An 18,577-nucleotide genomic window follows, 5' to 3' on the forward strand; every position below is an offset into this window, starting at 1 on the left:
GTCCTCAGCGGCTCGACCGCAGATCGTTCTCCAGCTGCTGCAGCTTCTTCAGCAGATCCTGCGGACCGGCACCGGAGAGACTGATCCACCCGGACTTGTCGATCCCGAACAGAATCCGGCCCTCCTCCAGGTCCGCCCAGCCCGGTGGATTCTCGTTGCGCAGCCGTTTTCCGCGACTGTCCCGGACCGCGACATACAGTCTTCCGAAATAGGTGTGCGGTTTGTCCAGCCACTGGATGACCTGCTTGGCGTCTCGGATGCTCGGCCCGGTGTGCCCGACCGCCTGGCCGGTCTTGACCAGGTTCAGGTCCGCGTCCGAGCAGTTGAGCGAGAGGAGCCGAGCAGCCGGCGCTTCCGGTAGCAGCGCGACGAACTCGCGCGCCAAGGTATCCGCGGAACACGGCGCGATGTACAGCTTTTGGTTCACCGCGACAACAGTCGCCGCTTCCCGGCCGCTGGCCGACGCCCGGACGGTGCGTTCTCCGCTCTCCGATTTGACCCACGAGTAGTACTCGATGCCGGGCCGCTGCAGCAGATGCATCGTCTCGACTAACTCGTCGTCAAGCCGGCCGCGCTGCATCAGTCCGCGCTCGTGCAGCTCGCGGTCGGTGTCGGCGGCGAGTTGCCGTCGCTCGTCCGGCGAGTACCAGAGCGCACCGCGGACCAGTGTCGGGTGAATGTCGCCGAGATTCAGCCGGTCCAGCAGTACTTCGAAAGTCTGCAAGCTCAGCTCAACGGGCTTGCGCAGCACCGATCTTCCCTCCCCCTCGCGCTTGCGCTACGCCCCGATGACCGGTGGCGTCGGCCGATTTCCGTCGTAACCGCCGAAAATCGAGTCCGGATCCTCCTCGGTGAGCAGGATCTTGCGCTGGTGTTCCTCGTCCTCGGGGCCTTTGCCGCCCTTGCCGCCGCCGCCCATGCCGCCCATGCCGGCCTGACCTTTCGCGCCGGCCGCGCCCGCACCGGCACCCATGCCCGGCCGCGCCGCACCCGCACTTTCGCCAAGCGCGCCGGCCCCGGTCCCGGCCCCGACGCCGCGCGGACCGCCAGGCCCGCTGCCCGCACCGCCTGCTCCTCCGCCGGAAGCCGACCCCGAACCGCCCGGCCCGAAGCTGCTCCCGCCACCGCCACTGCCGCCGCCGATAGGTCCGAACCCGCCGGCGAAGCCGCCCATCGGCCCGAAGCCGCCGCCGGCGTTGCTGGTGCCCGGATTGCCGACCGGCGGCTGCCAGGCCGGAGGCGTCGTGACCGGAGGCGTGGGGTTGGCCCAAGCCGCGGCGGTGCTGTCGTTCTGAGGGACCGTCACTGGCGGAGCAGCGCTATGGCTGGGCGGCGGAGGTGCCTGCATGCCAGCCGCCCCGGGAGGAGCGGAGTAGCTGCTGGGGCCGCTGCTGTAGTTGTGCGAACCGCCGCCCCCGCCGGAGTGATGGCTGACGCCGGAGCCGATTCGGCCGCCCACCTGCCCAGTGTCAGCTGGCGGCACTGGGTCGGGGGTAATGCCGGTCGCCGAGACGTTGGGGTCGTGCGCGGCCGGGTAGTCCATCGGCATGGTCTCGGTCCGCGGAGTCGTGCTCTGCGTGTATCGGTCGTAGGCTTCTACGTTTTTCTTGGTCTTGTCGTCAAATTCGGCTGCGGCGATCTCGTCATCGCTTGCGCCAATCGAAAAATAGTCCGAAAACTTCTGGTCATCTGGCCTGGCTTCAGCGACCGGTACGACCGCGTTCTTCACGGAGTTAAATGCAGAAGATTGTGCCATGATGGACTGCTGCATTGATTCCATCTTTTCTGCAGCAATTCGAGAAGTGGTGATCAGTGGGCTGAGGCCGGCTTTTCCGGTGTCGGCGGCCTGGCCTTTCCAGAAGGTGTCTAGTGCCTTTTGGCTGTCGGTGAGCTTGTCGGCTACCTGGTTGTGGATATCTTTGATTCGCCCGCACCCGTCGCCAGCGGCGTCGATCGCGGTCGTGTCACCTGGATCATGCAGCTGATTGTAGATTTCGAAGCCGCGTAATGGCATGTCAGCTGGCCTTCAATCGATTGATCGCTGCGGCGGCCAGTTTGTCCGCCATTGCGCATGGGTCGGCCATTGCCGGGTTCCCGTCTCGCAGCTGGGTGTGCACGGTGTAGGTGAGTTCGTCGCGCACGCCGACAGCCAGGATGCACGAGCCCGGACCTTCATCGCCTTTGCTGTAGACAACCGAGGGGTACCCGATGACCGGCGCATGCGGCTTGAACGTGCTCAGCGCGCCCCGTTGATTCTGGAGGTAGATGCCGTTGAGGCCCTCCTTGTTGCTGACATAGAATCCTGCATTAACGTTTCCGGTGCTTCCGTTGAACGTCCACTTGCAGCCTTTGTCGTTGTCTTTGAGTGAAATAGTCGAGCTGTTTTTCACTGCGCCACCCGCGCTTTCGACAACACTGTTCGGGAAAATCGCGCAAGGGTCAGATTCGAACGGGGTCGTGTTCGTCAACGGTGCCGGCACTCTGGGTGCCAGCATGGCGGGAGATTCTGATGAGCCGGCTGGTGCTGGCGAGCTGGCCGCTGCGGGCTGCCCCGGCGCGGTTCCTCCTCCGCAGGCCGTCAGCGTCATCACGCTCGCGCCGAGCAGGGCGAGGCGGGGCAGGCTACGGATTTGCATTCAGTCAACCTTCGGGGTCGCGCGAAGTGCGTCAATCGCGGCATGATCTTGGTTTACATATGCAGTTCGGATTTGCTTGAGCGTGCTGACGTAGGAGGCCAGGTAATCGACCGTGCCGCGAAGGAACTGGTTGTAGGCGATAGTGGCGCGGCCCGCTGCTTTCATGTAGTCCGCGCTGATGGTGTCTGACCCTGGCGGACCGGCCTGAGCAAAATCGCCGGCGATGGTTCGGGCGTCCGCGTATTCGCCGTCCAGGCTGTCCTCGAGCTGCCCGATCACTTTGTCCATCGCGGCCGGATCGAACTTCCAGCCGCCGTTCGACGATGCGGCGGCGAAGTCTGCTTTTGCTTGGTCGGTGCCTAGGGCCTTGTAGTCCGGCGGCGGAGGTGGCGGCGCAGCCGCGTTCGCGCCGGGGATGATCCCCGACCCTGGCGGCGGAGCTTGCGCGCCAGGTGTGATCAGCTCGTTCTGGAAGCGCTGCAGTCCGCTGTTCGGTCCGGTTCCGTCTGGCATGTCGTGCCTCCCCGCACGGGCCGCTTGCTCTCGGGTGCGGCCTACCCTCTGTTCTTGGTCGGTTCCGGGAAGTGACTCTATCAGGGCGTAACCGGGCAAAGGGCGTTGTTCGAGGAAGATCAACCAGCTCAGCGTCGCGTGTCGGTAAATCCCCAAGTCGTTGCGTGGAGGTGGGCCGTTCAGTGTCTGTCCGTGTTCGCTCGGTAGTCGACCGTGCGGCCGTCGTTGCGCTACTCCGTTAGGCCCCTTGCCCATCCGCCGTTGATCCGATTCCCTGAGGGCCGACGAACGTGGGGAGAACCGGGCTCGTGCCGACCGATACGACCTTGCCGCCGCTTGATCCGTTTGCCGGGGTGCCGGACAAGCGGTACGAGGTGAAGGCCGCTGACCTGCTCAAACCTGGCCAGGGTGGGATTCTCCGGTGGCGCAGACAGGCCACCAACGCGCCGATAGTGCTGGTCGAGGACGCCTACATCACCGGCACCTTCGACCTGCGGGCCGCGGATCTCAACTTTCTCTTCCAGTTCGAACGCTGCCGGTTCGAGCATCCGCCGGACGTGCGGGAGGCGACTGTTCTCGGGCTGGTCTTCCGGAAGTGCTGGCTGCCGGGTCTGCGGGCGCGGAATCTGCGCAGCCGCAACGATGTGCGGCTGATCCGCAGCGCGGTCGAGGTCGCGCCGGACGGGTTTGAGATCGACACGACCACGGTGCAGCGTGGGGACGACCGGGAACGGGGGATGCCGAACGCCGCGGTCAATCTCACCGACGCGGTTATCGACGGGTCGGTCGTATTGACGCGGACGACGATCAGCCATCCGCACGGGAAAGCCATTCAGGGCGACCGGTTGGTGATCACCGGGGCGTTGCTGGCGTATCGGATGGTCGCGAACGGCGAGGTGCGGCTGCCGGGTATGCGGACTGGCGGCAACGTGAACTTCTCCGGGGCCACGTTCAACAATCCGGACGGGTTCGCGTTGAACGGCAACGGGTTGCACATCGGCGGCAGTCTGCTGTGCGAGGTGGACAACTACGGTCCGGCCAATCAGCGGAAGCGGTTCTCCGCCAAAGGTGTGCTCTACCTTCCGAGCGCCACTGTGGACAGTGACATCGTGCTGCGCGAGGCGCAGCTGTCGGTCAACCAGAACGGGCCGATCGTGGTGGACGCGTGGAAGTCCGGCGATCCGTACCTGGATCCGCGGCCGGCGCTGGTCGCGGACCGGCTCAAGGTGGACGGGAATGTCGAGCTGTCCGACGGGCTGCACGCGTTCGGCACGCTGCGGATGGTCAACGCGCGGATCGGCGGGTCGCTGCGGCTGGCCGGGGCCGAGATCACGATGGCGCGCGGGCAGGCGCCGCCGTACTACGACCGGGCGTTGCATCTGGACGGGTCGACGATCGGCGGGGACATCGAGGCGACCAGCCTGCGGGTCCCGATCGGGCAGCTGCGTCTCTCCGACATCACGGTCGGCGGGAATTTCCTCGCCTGGAATTCGATGTTCCAGCATCCGGGCCGGGACGCGTTTTCCGCGCGCCGGGCGAAGATCTCCGGGAATTTCCAGCTCACCGACGCCACCGTGCAGGGCACGCTTCGGTTGCAGGGCGCGGAGATCGGCGGCAGTGTCAACATGTTCGGCACGCTGCTGACCGATCCGGGGCAGCGGACGTCCAGCAGTTTCTCGCTCGACGTGCGTACCGCGCGGATCGGGCGCGACCTCGTGCTGACCGAGCACAAGGACCGGCCGTTTCTGGCCGAGGGCGGCGTGAACCTCGACGGGGCGCAGATCGCGCGGCGCCTCGACCTGACCGGAGCGAAGATCGGATCGCTTGCCTCGCACGGGATCGCGCTCGACGCCAGCGACGTCACGGCGGACGAGTTCGTTCTCGCTCCCACCGAGCCGCCGGCCGGATCGGTGCGGCTGCGGCGCGCGCATTGCGGTGCGCTCTCCGACAACGAGGAGATCTGGGCGGCCAGTGACGGCCTCGAACTGGAAGATTTCCGTTACGACGCGCTGAAAAAAGGCATCGCGCTCGATGACGACCGCGCGCTGGACCGGCGGATCGAGCTGCTCAGCAAGGCGATGCGCGGCTACCGGCCCGGGCCGTATGACCAGCTCGCCGCCACCCTGCGCGCGGCCGGAAACGAGGAGCACGCCTCGACCGTCGCGTTGCGCAAGCAGCAGTTCCGGTACGAGGCGCTGGCCAAAGGCTTCAAGATCTTCGGCCCGGGCGTCCGCGTGTGGAGCTGGCTGCAGCGGTCGATGGTCGGCTACGGCTACCGCCCGGTGCGGGCACTCGGCTGGCTGTTCACCCTGCTGGTGCTGGGCAGCCTGTGGTTCGGCCTCGGCAAGGACGACTGCGTCAACGACCATTCCGGCCGGTTGATGGCCAACGGCCCGCGCTGCGTCGTCAACCAGCAGGACACCGGCCTGCAGTGGAACCCGGTGATCTACACCGCCGATCTGCTGGTGCCGATCGTCGACTTCGGCAACAAGTCGCGCTGGTACATGCACGGGGCCGACAACTGGATGTCGGCCGGCTTCACGGCGTCCGGCTGGATCCTGGCCTCGACCGTCGCGGCCGGCGTAAGCCGGATGCTGCGCCGGGAGACCTGATCGCATACTCTGGGTATGTGAATCCTGATGCGAGCGGTGACATCGAGGTCAAAGCTACTCCGGAACAGGTATACGCGCTGGTCAGCGACCCGGGCGCGCTCGCGGGCGTGACCACCGAGTACTGCGGGCACCGCTGGCTCGGCGGCGCTACTGGCCCGGCGGTCGGCGCGCGCTTCCGCGGCACGAACCGGCGCGGGATCCGGCGCTGGTCGACCACCGTCACGGTCACCGCGGCGGACGAGGGCCGGCGGTTCGCCTTCGACGTCGCGCTCGGGCCGATCCCGGTCTCTCGCTGGGAGTACCTGATCGAACCGGCCGGCGACGGCTGCCGGATCACCGAGAGCATGTGGGACACCCGGCCGGGCTGGTTCGCCCCGCTCACCGTGGTGGCGACCGGGGTGAAGGACCGTTCGGTCACCAACCGGGTCAACATCGAGCAGACCCTGGCCCGGGTGAAGCACCAGCTCGAATAGCGCTCACTCCACGAAACGGGACCAGAACTCGATCTCGCGGACGCCGCCCGCCGGTTCCTCGCCAAGCGGCTCGCCGCCGAACTCGTGGCGCAGGTAGCTGCGCAGGTCCCAGCCGTAATAGACGATGTCCGTCTGGTACACGGACAACACCGGATACCCGGACCCGGCGCCGGCGGGCAGATACCGGTGCCCGCACACCGGCACCAACTGCGGCACCGTCGCCAGGTGGCGGCGGGCGACCGCGAGCGCGTTGCACATCGAGCGCGGCTGTTCGCCCCATTCGGGCAGCCACAGGTGGTTGTGCTCGACGTCGTAGAGCACGCCGTCGACCGGCCAGTCGAGGCGTTTGCGCAGCTGGTCCGGGTCGCCGCGGCGCCAGTCCGGCCAGCGGTCGCCGACCGGCACGCCCGCGGTGAGGAATACCCGGTGGTCGTCGGAAAAGGTGAAGCCGAACTGGTTCTCGACGTCGCTCAGTTCGGCGGGCGTGAGGCCGGGCCGCACGGGCTCGCCGAGATTCTGCTGCAGGATGCGGGCCTCCTCCGCGGTGAAGGCGTCGGCCGGCTGAACTCGTGACATGCCTGAAGCGTACGGAGCCCGAGCCCGCGCCCGCGCGTCCTTTTTCGGAGGAATCCGCTCCCTCGGCGGGGTGAGGTTCTTCTCTCCGACCGCGATTGACGGAACACAGCGTCACCAAATGTAGTTCACTCGTTCCGTGACTTCCCCACCGCAGCCGCCGCGGCAGGCTCGCGTGCGCGCGCCCGAACTGACCGGCGACGTCTGGCTCAACACCGGCGGCCGCCCGCTCAAACTCGCCGAGCTGCGCGGCCGCGTGGTGCTGCTGGACTTCTGGACCAGCGGCTGCATCAACTGCCTGCACGTCCTGGACGAACTGCGCCCGCTGGAGCAGGAATTCGCGGACGTGCTGGTCACCGTGGGCGTGCACTCGCCGAAGTTCCTGCACGAGGGCGAACGCGCGTCGATCGAAGCCGCGGTGCGCCGGTATGAGGTGCACCATCCGGTCGTCAACGACCCGAAGATGCAGCTGTGGTCGCAGTACGCGGTCCGCGCCTGGCCGACGCTGGTCGTGGTCGACCCCGAGGGCTACGTCGTGCACGTCGCGGCTGGCGAGGGCCACGGCGAAGCGCTACGCCGGGTGATCGCCGACCTGGTCGTCAAGCACGAGGCGAAGGGCACGCTGCGCCGTGGCGGCAGCCCGTACGTACCGGTCGAGGAACAGCGTTCGGAGCTGCGGTTTCCCAGCAAGGCCGTGGTCACCGCGGGCGGGCGGATTCTGGTCGCGGACACCGGGCACCACTCGATCGTCGAGTTCGCGTCCGACGGCGAGACGGTCATCCGCCGGTTCGGCCGCGGGGTGCGGGGCACTCAGGACGGGCCGTTCGACCTGGCCGAGTTCGCCGAACCGTCCGGGATCGCCTTGCTGCCCAACGAGGTCGCCGAACGGGCCGGCTATCACGCGATCGTCGCGGACACTGCCGGGCACCGGCTGCGCGGCTTGGACCTGAACACCGGCGAGGTGAGAACCGTTGCCGGCACCGGAAACCAGTGGCGCGACGGCGTCGACACCGGAAAAGCGCTGGACATCGACCTGACTAGCCCGTGGGACGTGATCTGGTGGGGACCGGCCGGCGGCGTGGTCGTCGCGATGGCGGGCAACCACACGCTGAGCGTCTTCGACCCGGTGTCCGGCGACGTCCGCCGGTTCGCGGGCACCACCGTCGAGGGCCTGCGCGACGGCGACGTGCACGAGGCGTTCTTCGCGCAGCCGTCCGGGTTCGCCGCGGACGGCCAGAAGCTCTGGTTCGTCGACGCGGAGACCTCGGCGCTGCGCTGGATCGAGCCGTCCGGCGAGTCGTTCGCGGTGCACACCGCGGTCGGCGCGGACTTGTTCACCTTCGGTCATGCCGACGGACCGGCCGAGCAAGCGTTGTTGCAGCATCCGCTTGGCCTAGCGGTGCTGCCTGACGGCCGGATCGCGATCGCGGACACCTACAACGGCGCGATTCGCCGCTACGACTCGTTCACCCGCGACGTTACGACGCTCGCCACTGGCTTCGCCGAGCCGCAAGGACTGGTGCGCCATGACGGCGAGCTGTACGTCGTCGAGTCGGCTGGCAACCGGCTGACGCCGCTGGGCGGTGACGGGCGGGCCACCGCGGTCGCCGGCACCCGCCAGGCCGTGCAGCGGCCGCCGACCGTGCTGGCCACCGGCGACGTCGAGTTCTCCGTCATCTTCGCTCCGCCGCCGGGCGAGAAGCTGGACGAGCGGTACGGCCCGTCGACGCGGCTGGAGATCACGTCGTCCCCGCCGGAACTGCTGGCCGACGGCGCGGGGGTCGGTACCGATCTGACCCGCCGGATCCGGTTCGCCGAGGGCGCGACCGAGGGCGTGCTGCAGGTGGTGGCGCAGGCCGCCAGCTGCGACGAGGGCGGTGAGCACCCGGTGTGCCGGATCACCCGGCAGGACTGGGGCGTGCCGGTGCGCTTCGAGAGCGAAGGGGGGCGGGTGCTGAGCCTGATGATGGCGGGCGAACCCAAGGCCGCCGCGGGTAAGTAGCATGGTTGGCGTGCCGGACACGCCCAAGCTCGAGATTCAGATGCTCCACGACCGCGTGCTCGTGCGCTTGTCACCGGAGGAAGGCGAGCGTCGCAGCAGTGGCGGAATTGTGATCCCCGCGACCGCGCAAGTCGCGCGCAGGCTGTCCTGGGGTGATGTACTGGGTGTCGGCAACAGCGTGCGGAACGTCAAGCCGGGCGACCGGGTCCTCTTCAATCCGGAGGACCAGCTCGAGGTTGAGATCCAGGGCGAGGGCCACTTGGTGATGCGCGAACGCGACATCCACGCGGTGGCCACGGAGCGGACCGAACACGGCACGGGGCTCTACCTGTAGCTCCCGTACCCGGGGAGGCAGGCGTTGCGCGAGGAAGACCGCTCGTCAGCGTTTTTCGCCGACGACCTGCTGAGCGACGACCTGCTGGGCGACCCGGGCCTGGCCGGCGAATCCGACCTGGCCACCGAGATCTTCTCGGTGGCGGACGCGCCCCCGCCGCCGGACACCGCCTTCCGCCGTTTCCGCAAACGCGTCGGCAAGAGCTTCATGATCGTCGGCTGCCTGCTCGGACTGTTCGTCCTGCTGTACGCGATCGACCTGATGACCAGCGCCGGCGACGTGCCGCGCGGCGTGCAGGTGGCCGGGATCGACGTGGGCGGCCTGAGCTACGCCGACGCCGAGGCCAAGCTGCACTCCGAACTCCAGCCCCGGCTCACCCAGCCGGTGCAGGTGCACGCGGGCGATGTCACCGCGCCTCTGGTGCCCGCCGATTCCGGGCTCGGCCTCGACTGGCCGGGCACGCTGGCCCAGGCCGGGCACCAGCCGTGGAGCCCGATCACCCGGTTCTTGTCGTTTTTCACCACCCGCGACGTCGGCATCGTGAGCCGCAACGATCAGCTGCAGGTCGCCGACGCGGTGCGCGGACTCGCCGCCCAGAAGCTCAACCATCCGCTGGTCGAAGGCAGCATCAACTTCATGCCGAACGGCCCGGACCTGGTCACCGCGTCCCCGGTCGAGCCGCGCCAGGGCCAGCAGCTGGCCGATGTCCCGGCGGCCGTGCAGGCGGTGGTGACGGACTGGCTTTCGCCGCGCGGGGTAACCCTCAAGATGGCGGTGACGCCGCCGCGGACGACCTCGGCGGGTGTGCATTCCTTGCTGGACAGCGTGGTCAAGCCGGCGGTGTCGGCACCGGTGGTGTTGCACGGCGAAGGCCGCGACAGCGTCCTGCAGCCGTCCGCGATCGCGTCGTCGTTCCAGTTCGAACCGGGACCGGGCGGCAGCCTCGACCTGCGGATCGACCAGGAGAAGTTGCGTTCCGTCGTGCAGCCGGAGCTGGCGACGACCGAGACCGACGGCAAGGACGCGCAGATCACCTTCGCCTCCGGCGCGCCGACCGTCACTCCGTCCGAGGACGGCCGGAAGATCAACTGGGCCACCACGTTTCAGGCGCTGACCGGCACGCTGGCGAAGCCGACCGGGCGTGACATGCCGGTCGCTTACGACGTGAAACACCCGGCGCTCACCACCGACGGCGCGAACGCGCTGGGAATCAAGGAAGTCGTCGGCGAATACACCACTGGCGGCTTGACCGGCGACGCGGCGGGGAACGTGGCGTCGCTGGCCAGCCGGATCAACGGTGTGCTGGTGAAACCAGGAGAATCGTTCAGCCTCAACGCTTATCGGGGCGGCGGCTACGCGTCCGCGCCGGTGGACGAGGACGGCACCGGCCCGTCCGTGGCAGGCGGTGGCTTGTCCCAGCTTTCGTCCACTTTGTACAACGCGGCTTACCTGGCCGGTTTGGCCGATGGCGGCCACGCCGGGCACGACCACTTCGTCAACCGCTATCCGGCCGGTCGCGACGCGGCCGCGGTGGACAGCTCCGGCAACGCGATCGACCTCAAGATCACCGCCAGCGACCCGACCGGTTTCGCGATCCAGGCCAGCTCGAGCGGCGGTTCGGTGACGGTGAAGATCTGGGGTACCAAGCACTATCGCGTCGAGGGCCGTACCGGCGCGCCTTCGAACGAGGTGCCGCCGACGGTCCAGGTCGGCCCAGGCCAGGGCGGCACGTGCGTGGCTTCGCCAGGCGAGTCCGGGTTCACCGTCACCGATACCCGGGTGTTCTACGACCTGGCCAGCGGGGCCGAGGTCCGCGAGGAGAGCCGCACCACGACGTATTCGCCGCAGCCGATGGTCATTTGCTGAGCCGAGGCAGGGGCAGGCGCCGGAAAGCCGGGAAGGGCCCCTTGCGGGACTTAGCTTACCGCAAGGTGCCCTTCCCGGACCTGCTCGCCGAAGTTACGCGGCCGCGGTGATCCGGTCCGCGGGCGGCGGCGCGAGCTTCGGGTGCGCCCCGAGGTAGGCGAGGAACGCGTCCAGGTCCACCGGGCCGCCGGCCAGGTCGGTGCCCTTGGTGAACTCGGTGAAGCCGTCCCCGCCGGCGGCGAGGAAGTTGTTCACCGACACCCGGTACTTGCCGGCCGGGTCGACCGGGGTCCCGTTGACGGTGATGTTCGAAACCTTCGAGCCGACCGCGGCCGAGGCCGAGTAGGTGTAGTGCAGCGACGACGAGATCTGCAGGATCTTCGTGCCGCCGGACTGGCCCCACTGCTGTTCCAGCACGCTTTTCAGGTTCGCGCCGGTCAGCGTGATCGTCTGCATGATGTTGGAGAACGGCTGCACGGTGAACGCCTCGCCGTAGGTGACCACGCCGTCGCCCTCGCCCGCCGGCGAGGACTTGTAGGTGAGGTCGGCGCGGATGCCGCCGGGGTTCGTCATCGCGATCACCGCGTTGTTCGACTTCGTCGCTTCCAGCTGGCCGTCCGCGAGCACGTCGCCGAGCGGCGATTCGCCGGACGGGCCGCCGGCCGCGGGAAGGTCCGCGGTGATGGTGCCGACCTGCTTGTTCGCGATCGGCGCGGCCTTGGTCCGGGCCTCGTCCACCAGCTTCTGCACGCCCGCGTCCGGCGTGACGTCGCGCGTGACGATCTCGTTGTGCGCCTTGGTCTGCGACCGGATCACGTCGCGCGTGCGCCGGTCGATCTTCAGGTCGACGACCGAGAGCAGCCGGCCGAACGAGGCGCCCTGGATCACCGGGCGCGGCTGGCCGGCCGGATCGTTGATCACACAGTTGTACTGCTGGTGGCTGTGCGCGGTGAAGATCGCGTCGACCTCCGGCGTGACGTTCTTCGCGATCGTCGCGGCCTCGCCGTTCGGCTGCACCTTGCAGTCGTTGGGCCCGGCGCCGGGCTGGTCCTCGTCGCCCTGGTGCAGCAGCACGACCTGGGCCTTGACGCCGAGCTTGTCCAGGATGTTCGCGGTCCGGTTGATCGCCTCGACCTCGTCGCCGAACTTCAGGCCCTTGATCGCCGCCGGGGTGACCACCGACGGCAGGTCCTTCAGCGTCGCGCCGATGATGCCGACCGGCACGCCGCCCGAAACCTGAATGCTGAACGGCAGCAGCGCGGGCAGCCCGTTGTCGAAGTACACATTGGACCCGAGCAGCGGGAAGCGCGCGCCGTCGTAGGTCTTGCGGAACTGGCAGCCGTCGGTCTTGTTGCAGCCGCCGAACTGCATCCGCATCAGTTCCTGGTAGCCCTCGTCGAACTCGTGGTTGCCGACGACCGACGCCTTCACGCCGATGGTGTTGAGGAAGTCCATCGTCGGCTCGTCGTGGAACAGCGCCGAGATGATCGGCGACGCGCCGATGTTGTCGCCCGAGGACAACACCATCGAGTTGCGCACCTGGGATTCGAGCTGGTGCACGTGCGTCGCGAGGTACGCCGCGCCGCCGGCGTCCACCTTGCTCCCGTCCGGCAGCGTGATCTTGCCGCTCGAACCGGCCGGTGGATCGAGGTTCCCGTGCAGGTCGTTGAGCGCGATGATCCGGACATCAGTCGTTTGCGCGGCCTCCGCGGGCACGCTCGTGACGGCGGCAGCGGCCAAGGCGGCCGCGGCGGTCGCCGCGAGCCGGGTAAAAAGCTTCATGTTCCCTCCGGTGTTCGCGTCCGATTCCCCTGTACGGACGCCCGGCGGAGCAGTCTGCCCAAAATGGACGGTCCTGGCCAGGGCAGAAAGCGGGGTAGCGGTAAAAGTTTCGGTAACTTTGGACCGCTTTGCGTTGCTTTGCGAAGGCCGGTGCGGCCGGGGTGAGCTCGGCTGGCCGATCGGACGGCAGGCCCTCGGCCATTCGGCCGACCCCTGCCCCGACGCCTCCGGCTCTTCGACCGAAGTGCTCGACCGGCAAGATCAATAGCGTTCTCGGTATGACGAACGCACAGGTCACCGCCCTGCAGTACGGGTTCATCGGGTTCCTCGCCGTGTGGGCGACGATCCTGATTCCGCAGCTGGTGCTCCAGTTCGCGCGGCACGGCCGGCCGCAGCTGCGCAGCCTGGTCACCACGGCGGCGGTCGTGCTCTACGGCTGCATGACCCTGGCGGTCGTCTTCCTTCCGCTGCCCGGCCCGAACAGCCGCCGGCTGGAGCAGACCGTGCAGCTGGTGCCGTTCCAGTGGGTCACCGACATCCACACCGAGCTGGCGAAGCACGGCCTGTCCGCCGCGCACTGGTTCACCACTCAGACCTTCCAGCAGGCAGCGATGAACGTGCTGCTGTTCGTCCCGCTGGGCTTCTTCGCCCGGGTGCTGTGGCGGCGTGGCGTGGTCGGTGCGGTGGCGATCGGCGCCGCGGCCTCACTCGCCATCGAGATCACCCAGCTCACCGCGAACTTCGGGACCGCGCCGTTCGTCTACCGAATCTTCGATGTCGACGACCTCATGACCAACACCTTCGGTGCCGGTCTCGGCTGGCTGGCCGGTGCGCTGCTGCTCGCCATCCGGCCGATCTCTTCAACGCTCCGCTTGGAGCCGGCCCGGAGCGAGCGGGTCGACCTCGCCCAGACGCGCTAACCGAGCCCGGCGGGCGATCGCCGCCTGCTTCGCGGCGCGACGATCTTCGAGGATCACGATCAGTGAAGCGACGGCGATGATCAGGGCTACCAGCCCGAGCACGAGCCAGAGTTGCATGTGCTCTCCTCGTCGACGCCGTTGTGCGAGAGATCACAAAGGGTACCGAGGCCGATGGTCGGGGCGCTACCCCGCGAGCGGAGATCGTGCGGACAACGCGGCGGTCGGGGTCTGACCACAGCTGTCGCGGCATCGGTGTCCACCAGACTGGGCACATGCTCGAGAAACCGACCAAAGCCCAGCAGGCCGCCGCCTACGGCAAGACCATCCCGGACGTCCTCGCCCCGGGTCTCGACGTGGTCTTCTGCGGCATCAACCCGGGCCTCTACTCCGGTGCCGTCGGCTTCCACTTTGCGCGTCCGGGCAACCGCTTCTGGCCCGCGCTCCAGGCCAGCGGCTTCACTCCGCGGCTCCTCCGCCCCGAAGAGCAGCGCCAACTCCTCGACCTCGGCTTGGGCATCACCAACGTGGTAGCCCGGACCACCGCCCGCGCCGACGAGCTCACTGACGACGAACTCCGCGAAGGCGGCGAGATCCTCGCCCGGAAGGTCGAGAAGTACCGGCCGCGCTGGCTCGCTGTGGTGGGCATCACGGCCTATCGGGTCGCGTTCGGCGAGCGGCACGCCGAAGTCGGACCACAGAATCGGACAATAGGGACCACGAAGGTCTGGTTGCTGCCCAATCCGAGCGGCTTGAACGCCCATTGGAGTCCGCAAACCCTCGCCGAGGAGTTCGCTCGGTTGCGGGTACGGGCAGTGACCGCAGATTCACCTGAGCGGTTAAACCCTCAGTAGAGATAACCCGCTGGATGGCCGCCTCGCTGGGCTGAAACCCCGCAGCTCGAGGCCAAAATTCTACTCAGAGTTTGCTGAGACCGGCCGTTACGGCCATGAGGGGGAAACCGCGTCACAAGCTGCTCTCGGCGGAGTCGAACCAGGGACAAGGTGTCGCTCCCGGCCGGTTCCGGCAGGGGGGACCGGTCGGTACGCCGAGGGGGTGTGCCGGTCACCGGGAGCGACCACGAGGACGGAGGACCGAGATGCGTGGCATCGAGTCCCACCGAACGCCCATGACGGCCGGGCAGCCGGCCGGCGGACGCAGCCTGGGAGTCGCCGTGGTCGACCCCATTCCGATTTTTCGCGAGGGGATCGCTTCGATGGTGCACCGCACTCTCGGGTTGCACTGGTCCGGACAGGCGGCCAGCCATCACGCCGCCATGCAGCTGTGCGAGCAGGTACGCCCGGACGTCGTCATCCTGGACTCCGCGCTCGACCCGAACTGCCACCTCGCCAAACTGCTCAACGCGGGCGACCCGGCGCTGGTTCTGGTCACCCTCGTGCGCGACACCAACCGCACCCAGCAGTACCTCGCGGCCGCGATCGGGGCCGGGGCGCACGCGATCGTGCCGCGCGCGGTCGATTCCCGGCGGCTGGCCGAGGCGGTCCGGCGGGCGCACCACGACCGCCGCTACATCGACCCGGCGTTGTCCGCGCTCACTGCCCGGCCTAAACGCGAGCCGTCGCCAAGAGCCGCGCCGACCGGCACGAACATCGTTCCGGCGAAGGGCGGCATGCCGCTCTCCCGGCGCGAATACCAGGTTCTCCAGCTCGTCGCCGAAGGGCTCGAAAACTCGGCGATCGCGAAGCTGCTCTTCCTGTCCGTAGAGACCGTCCGGACGCACGTGAAAAGCATTCTGCGCAAACTTTCCGCCCGCGACCGGACACACGCGGTGACCATCGCGTTCCGCAGCGGCATCCTGGTCCCCCAGCTTGACGACAGTGCCGGCTCCCCGGCCGTGCAGGAGGCCGTGGCGCGCAGCACCCGGTGATCTCGTCACGCTGGTCGGCACCGTCATTTCGAGCGAATCGGCACTACTGGAAGGGCGGTTTCGCTTGCTCTGGTTACTCGTAGGTAATATCCTGATGTTACCGGCGAGTAAGGGAGCCAGTGCCCGGCCGGAAAGCCGAACACGACACGGAGTGACGACATGGGCCACTACAAAAGCAACGTCCGAGACCTGGAGTTCAACCTCTTCGAGGTACTCGGCGTGCAGGACCGGCTCGGCAAGGGTGTCCTCGCCGAATCGGACGAGGAAACCGCCCGCGGCGTCTTGTCGGAGCTGAACAAGCTCGCCGTCGGCCCGCTCGCCGAGTCTTACGCCGACGCGGACCGCAACCCGCCGGTCTATGACCCCAAGACCTTCAGCGTGACGATCCCCGAGTCGTTCAAGAAGAGCTACCAGGCGCTGGTCGACGGCGAATGGTGGCGGCTGGGTCTCACCAACGAGCTGGGCGGCTTCGGCCTGCCCCCGACGGTGCAGTGGGCCGCCGCCGAGCTGATCCTCGGCGCGAACGCCCCGCTGTTCATGTATATGGCGGGCCCGAACTTCGCCATGATCGTGGACAAGAACGGCACCGAAGAGCAGAAGCACTGGGCGCAGCTGATGATCGACCGCGGCTGGGGCGCCACCATGGTGCTCACCGAGCCGGACGCCGGTTCGGACGTCGGCGCCGGTCGTACCAAGGCCGTCCAGCAGGAGGACGGCTCCTGGCACATCGACGGCGTGAAGCGGTTCATCACCTCGGCCGAGAACGACATGGTCGAGAACATCATGCACCTGGTGCTGGCGCGTCCCGAGGGTCCCGGCATCGAGACCAAGCCGGGCACCAAGGGCCTGTCGCTGTTCCTGGTCCCGAAGTTCCACTTCGACTCGAAGACCGGCGAGCTCGGCGAGCGCAACGGCGCTTTCGTCACCAACGTCGAGCACAAGATGGGCATCAAGGCGTCCACCACGTGCGAGCTGACCTTCGGCCAGCACGGCACTCCGGCCAAGGGCTGGCTGCTCGGCGAGGTGCACGACGGCATCGCGCAGATGTTCCAGGTCATCGAGTACGCCCGGATGATGGTCGGCACCAAGGCGATCGCCACGCTGTCCACCGGCTACCTCAACGCGCTCGAGTACGCCAAGGAGCGCGTGCAGGGCGCCGACCTGCCGAACATGCTGAACAAGGCCGCGCCGCGGGTCACCATCACGAACCACCCGGACGTGCGCCGGTCGCTGATGTTGCAGAAGGCGTATGCCGAGGGCCTGCGCGCGATCTACCTGTACACCGCGTCCTTCCAGGACCAGCTGTGGACCGGCGAGGGCGACGAAGCGTCCCTGAAGCTGGCGCACGGCGTCAACGACCTGCTGCTGCCTATCGTCAAGGGCGTCGGCTCCGAGCGCGCCACCGAGCAGCTCGTGCAGTCGCTGCAGACCCTCGGCGGGTCCGGCTTCCTGCAGGACTACCCGATCGAGCAGTACATCCGCGACGCGAAGATCGACTCCCTGTACGAGGGCACCACGGCCATCCAGTCGCTGGACTTCTTCTTCCGGAAGATCGTCCGGGACAAGGGCCAGTCGCTCGCGTTCGTCGCCGGCGAGATCACCAAGTTCATCGAGTCTGAAGCGGGCAACGGCCGGCTGAAGAACGAGCGTGCGCTGCTCAAGCAGGCTCTCGAGGACACCCAGGCGATGCTGGGTTCGCTGATCGGCTTCCTGACCTCGTCGCAGGAGGACCCGCAGAACATCAACAAGGTCGGTCAGCACACCGTGCGGTTGCTGATGTCGGTCGGCGACCTGCTGGTCGGCTGGAAGCTGCTGCAGGCCGCCGAGGTCGCGCTGGCGAAGCTCGACAACGGCGCGTCGGCCAAGGACAAGCCGTTCTACGAGGGCAAGCTGGCGGTGGCGTCGTTCTTCGCGAAGAGCGTGCTGCCGGAGCTGACCTCGCGCCGCGCCATCGTGGAGGCTGCCGACAACGCGCTGATGGACGTGGACGAAGCCGCGTTCTGAGCGCACTGACGAACAATGCCCCGGTCCGGGTTCGGGCCGGGGCATTTTTCGCGTCTGCGGTCGCGGTGGCGGGCCATTGGGGGTATGCCGGTTCCGAGGGGGTTTGACACGGCACGTGCCGGGATATCCCGGTCCGAGCCCCTTCCCAGCAGAGGAGTTCGAGATGGCGGTTTCCGGCATCATCAGCGCGGTCGTGATCGGGTTGATTCTCGGTGTGCTCGGCAAGCTGGTCGCGCCCGGCAAGCAGTCCATTCCGTGGTGGCTGACCATCCTGGTGGGGATCATCGCGGCGTTCCTGGGCACCGCGATCGCGCGCGGCCTTGGCTACGCCGACACCAAGGGCATCGACTGGCTGGAGATCATCACCCAGGTCGTGCTGGCCGCGATCGGCGTGACGCTGGCCGCCAGCCTGTACGGCAAGCGGCAGGTCAAGGGATAGCTCAGTCGTTCAGTTCGGGTTCGAGCAGGCTCATCAGGTACATGTCGTGGTACTTGCCGTCGGGGCCGCGGTGGCATTCTCGATGCCGCCCGTCCTCGACGAACCCGACCTTGCGGTACACGTGCCGGGCCCGCTCGTTCTCGGCGACCACCCACAGCGCGATCAGGTGCAGGCGCATCATGTTGAACCCGTAACGGCACATGAGTTTCAGCGCCTCGGTGCCGTATCCGCCGTTCCAGTGGTCGGTCTCGCCGATGTAGATGTCGAGTTCGGCGCGGCCGGTCTCCGGGCTGGCATCGCGCAGGTCGACGATGCCGATCAGCTTGCCCGCTTCAAGGGATTCGATGCCGAGAACGACGGCCTCGTAGGAATTCGCCGGACGTTCTTCGCCCTTCTTGCGGAGCTGGGCGAGCGAGCGCGGATAGCCGCCGGTCATGAACTCGCCGACCGCCGGGTCGTGGATCCACTTGTAGATCGACTCGGCGTCGGACGGCTCGATCGCGCGCAGCCGCACCAGCTTCCCGGTGAGCATCCGTTC

Annotated in this window: 17 protein-coding genes; 10 read left to right on the forward strand and 7 right to left on the reverse strand. The window is 67.8% G+C overall.

Annotated features, from left to right (window positions below):
* Window positions 1–4: 4 nt before the first annotated feature.
* From AMYBE_RS0133905 to AMYBE_RS0133920, 4 genes are read right to left on the reverse strand one after another with little or no spacing between them, the layout of a single operon-like run.
* Window positions 5–751 (reverse strand): ESX secretion-associated protein EspG, encoded by a 747-nt coding sequence (locus AMYBE_RS0133905; protein ID WP_020663840.1) that lies wholly within the window; start codon window positions 749–751, stop codon window positions 5–7.
* A gap of 27 nt (window positions 752–778) precedes the next feature.
* On the reverse strand, window positions 779–2,014 hold the full coding sequence (locus AMYBE_RS0133910; RefSeq protein WP_020663841.1) for a hypothetical protein: 1,236 nt from the start codon (window positions 2,012–2,014) through the stop codon (window positions 779–781).
* A 1-nt stretch (window position 2,015) separates the two neighbouring features.
* Window positions 2,016–2,636: a DUF3558 domain-containing protein gene (locus AMYBE_RS0133915; protein WP_027928293.1), complete on the reverse strand. Its 621-nt coding sequence runs from the start codon at window positions 2,634–2,636 to the stop codon at window positions 2,016–2,018.
* Window positions 2,637–3,149, reverse strand: coding sequence for a hypothetical protein (locus AMYBE_RS0133920; protein ID WP_020663843.1), 513 nt, complete (start codon window positions 3,147–3,149; stop codon window positions 2,637–2,639).
* A 308-nt stretch (window positions 3,150–3,457) separates the two neighbouring features.
* On the opposite strand from AMYBE_RS0133920, the gene AMYBE_RS0133925 reads away from it, so the two are divergent.
* Both AMYBE_RS0133925 and AMYBE_RS0133930 read left to right on the forward strand, forming a co-directional pair.
* Window positions 3,458–5,761, forward strand: a complete 2,304-nt coding sequence (locus tag AMYBE_RS0133925; protein WP_020663844.1) for a hypothetical protein — start codon at window positions 3,458–3,460, stop codon at window positions 5,759–5,761.
* Between the two features lie 17 nt (window positions 5,762–5,778).
* Window positions 5,779–6,234, forward strand: a complete 456-nt coding sequence (locus AMYBE_RS0133930) for an SRPBCC family protein (protein WP_020663845.1) — start codon at window positions 5,779–5,781, stop codon at window positions 6,232–6,234.
* 3 nt (window positions 6,235–6,237) lie between these two features.
* Here AMYBE_RS0133930 and AMYBE_RS0133935 read toward each other — a convergent pair whose 3' ends face one another.
* Window positions 6,238–6,810 carry a hypothetical protein gene (locus AMYBE_RS0133935; RefSeq protein ID WP_020663846.1) on the reverse strand — a complete coding sequence of 191 codons (573 nt, stop codon included), beginning with the start codon at window positions 6,808–6,810 and terminating at the stop codon, window positions 6,238–6,240.
* A 172-nt stretch (window positions 6,811–6,982) separates the two neighbouring features.
* On the opposite strand from AMYBE_RS0133935, the gene AMYBE_RS0133940 reads away from it, so the two are divergent.
* The 3 genes from AMYBE_RS0133940 to AMYBE_RS0133950 are packed head-to-tail and all read left to right on the forward strand — an operon-like array spanning window position 6,983 to window position 11,009.
* The gene (locus AMYBE_RS0133940; RefSeq protein WP_027928294.1) at window positions 6,983–8,809 is read left to right on the forward strand and encodes an NHL domain-containing thioredoxin family protein; all 1,827 of its coding nucleotides are present in this window, start codon (window positions 6,983–6,985) and stop codon (window positions 8,807–8,809) included.
* Between the two features lies 1 nt (window position 8,810).
* The gene (locus tag AMYBE_RS0133945) at window positions 8,811–9,143 is read left to right on the forward strand and encodes a GroES family chaperonin (RefSeq protein WP_020663848.1); all 333 of its coding nucleotides are present in this window, start codon (window positions 8,811–8,813) and stop codon (window positions 9,141–9,143) included.
* A gap of 24 nt (window positions 9,144–9,167) precedes the next feature.
* Window positions 9,168–11,009: a VanW family protein gene (locus AMYBE_RS0133950; protein ID WP_020663849.1), complete on the forward strand. Its 1,842-nt coding sequence runs from the start codon at window positions 9,168–9,170 to the stop codon at window positions 11,007–11,009.
* 93 nt (window positions 11,010–11,102) lie between these two features.
* On the opposite strand, the gene AMYBE_RS0133955 is transcribed toward AMYBE_RS0133950, so the two are convergent.
* Window positions 11,103–12,791 carry a bifunctional metallophosphatase/5'-nucleotidase gene (locus tag AMYBE_RS0133955; protein WP_020663850.1) on the reverse strand — a complete coding sequence of 563 codons (1,689 nt, stop codon included), beginning with the start codon at window positions 12,789–12,791 and terminating at the stop codon, window positions 11,103–11,105.
* A gap of 278 nt (window positions 12,792–13,069) precedes the next feature.
* On the opposite strand from AMYBE_RS0133955, the gene AMYBE_RS0133960 reads away from it, so the two are divergent.
* The 5 genes from AMYBE_RS0133960 to AMYBE_RS0133980 all read left to right on the forward strand — a co-directional run bounded on the left by AMYBE_RS0133960 (window position 13,070) and on the right by AMYBE_RS0133980 (window position 18,039).
* Window positions 13,070–13,711 carry a VanZ family protein gene (locus AMYBE_RS0133960; RefSeq protein WP_020663851.1) on the forward strand — a complete coding sequence of 214 codons (642 nt, stop codon included), beginning with the start codon at window positions 13,070–13,072 and terminating at the stop codon, window positions 13,709–13,711.
* A gap of 272 nt (window positions 13,712–13,983) precedes the next feature.
* On the forward strand, window positions 13,984–14,562 hold the full coding sequence (gene mug, locus AMYBE_RS0133965; protein WP_020663852.1) for a G/U mismatch-specific DNA glycosylase: 579 nt from the start codon (window positions 13,984–13,986) through the stop codon (window positions 14,560–14,562).
* Between the two features lie 245 nt (window positions 14,563–14,807).
* A complete protein-coding gene (locus tag AMYBE_RS0133970) occupies window positions 14,808–15,596 on the forward strand; it encodes a response regulator transcription factor (RefSeq protein ID WP_027928295.1) in 789 nt (262 codons plus the stop codon).
* A gap of 159 nt (window positions 15,597–15,755) precedes the next feature.
* Window positions 15,756–17,600 carry an acyl-CoA dehydrogenase gene (locus AMYBE_RS0133975; RefSeq protein ID WP_020663854.1) on the forward strand — a complete coding sequence of 615 codons (1,845 nt, stop codon included), beginning with the start codon at window positions 15,756–15,758 and terminating at the stop codon, window positions 17,598–17,600.
* 163 nt (window positions 17,601–17,763) lie between these two features.
* Window positions 17,764–18,039, forward strand: coding sequence for a GlsB/YeaQ/YmgE family stress response membrane protein (locus AMYBE_RS0133980; protein ID WP_020663855.1), 276 nt, complete (start codon window positions 17,764–17,766; stop codon window positions 18,037–18,039).
* A gap of 1 nt (window position 18,040) precedes the next feature.
* Here AMYBE_RS0133980 and AMYBE_RS0133985 read toward each other — a convergent pair whose 3' ends face one another.
* Window positions 18,041–18,571 carry a GNAT family N-acetyltransferase gene (locus AMYBE_RS0133985; RefSeq protein WP_020663856.1) on the reverse strand — a complete coding sequence of 177 codons (531 nt, stop codon included), beginning with the start codon at window positions 18,569–18,571 and terminating at the stop codon, window positions 18,041–18,043.
* Between the last annotated feature and the right edge of the window lie 6 nt (window positions 18,572–18,577).

This window comes from Amycolatopsis benzoatilytica AK 16/65 (genome assembly GCF_000383915.1).
GTDB lineage: Bacteria > Actinomycetota > Actinomycetes > Mycobacteriales > Pseudonocardiaceae > Amycolatopsis > Amycolatopsis benzoatilytica.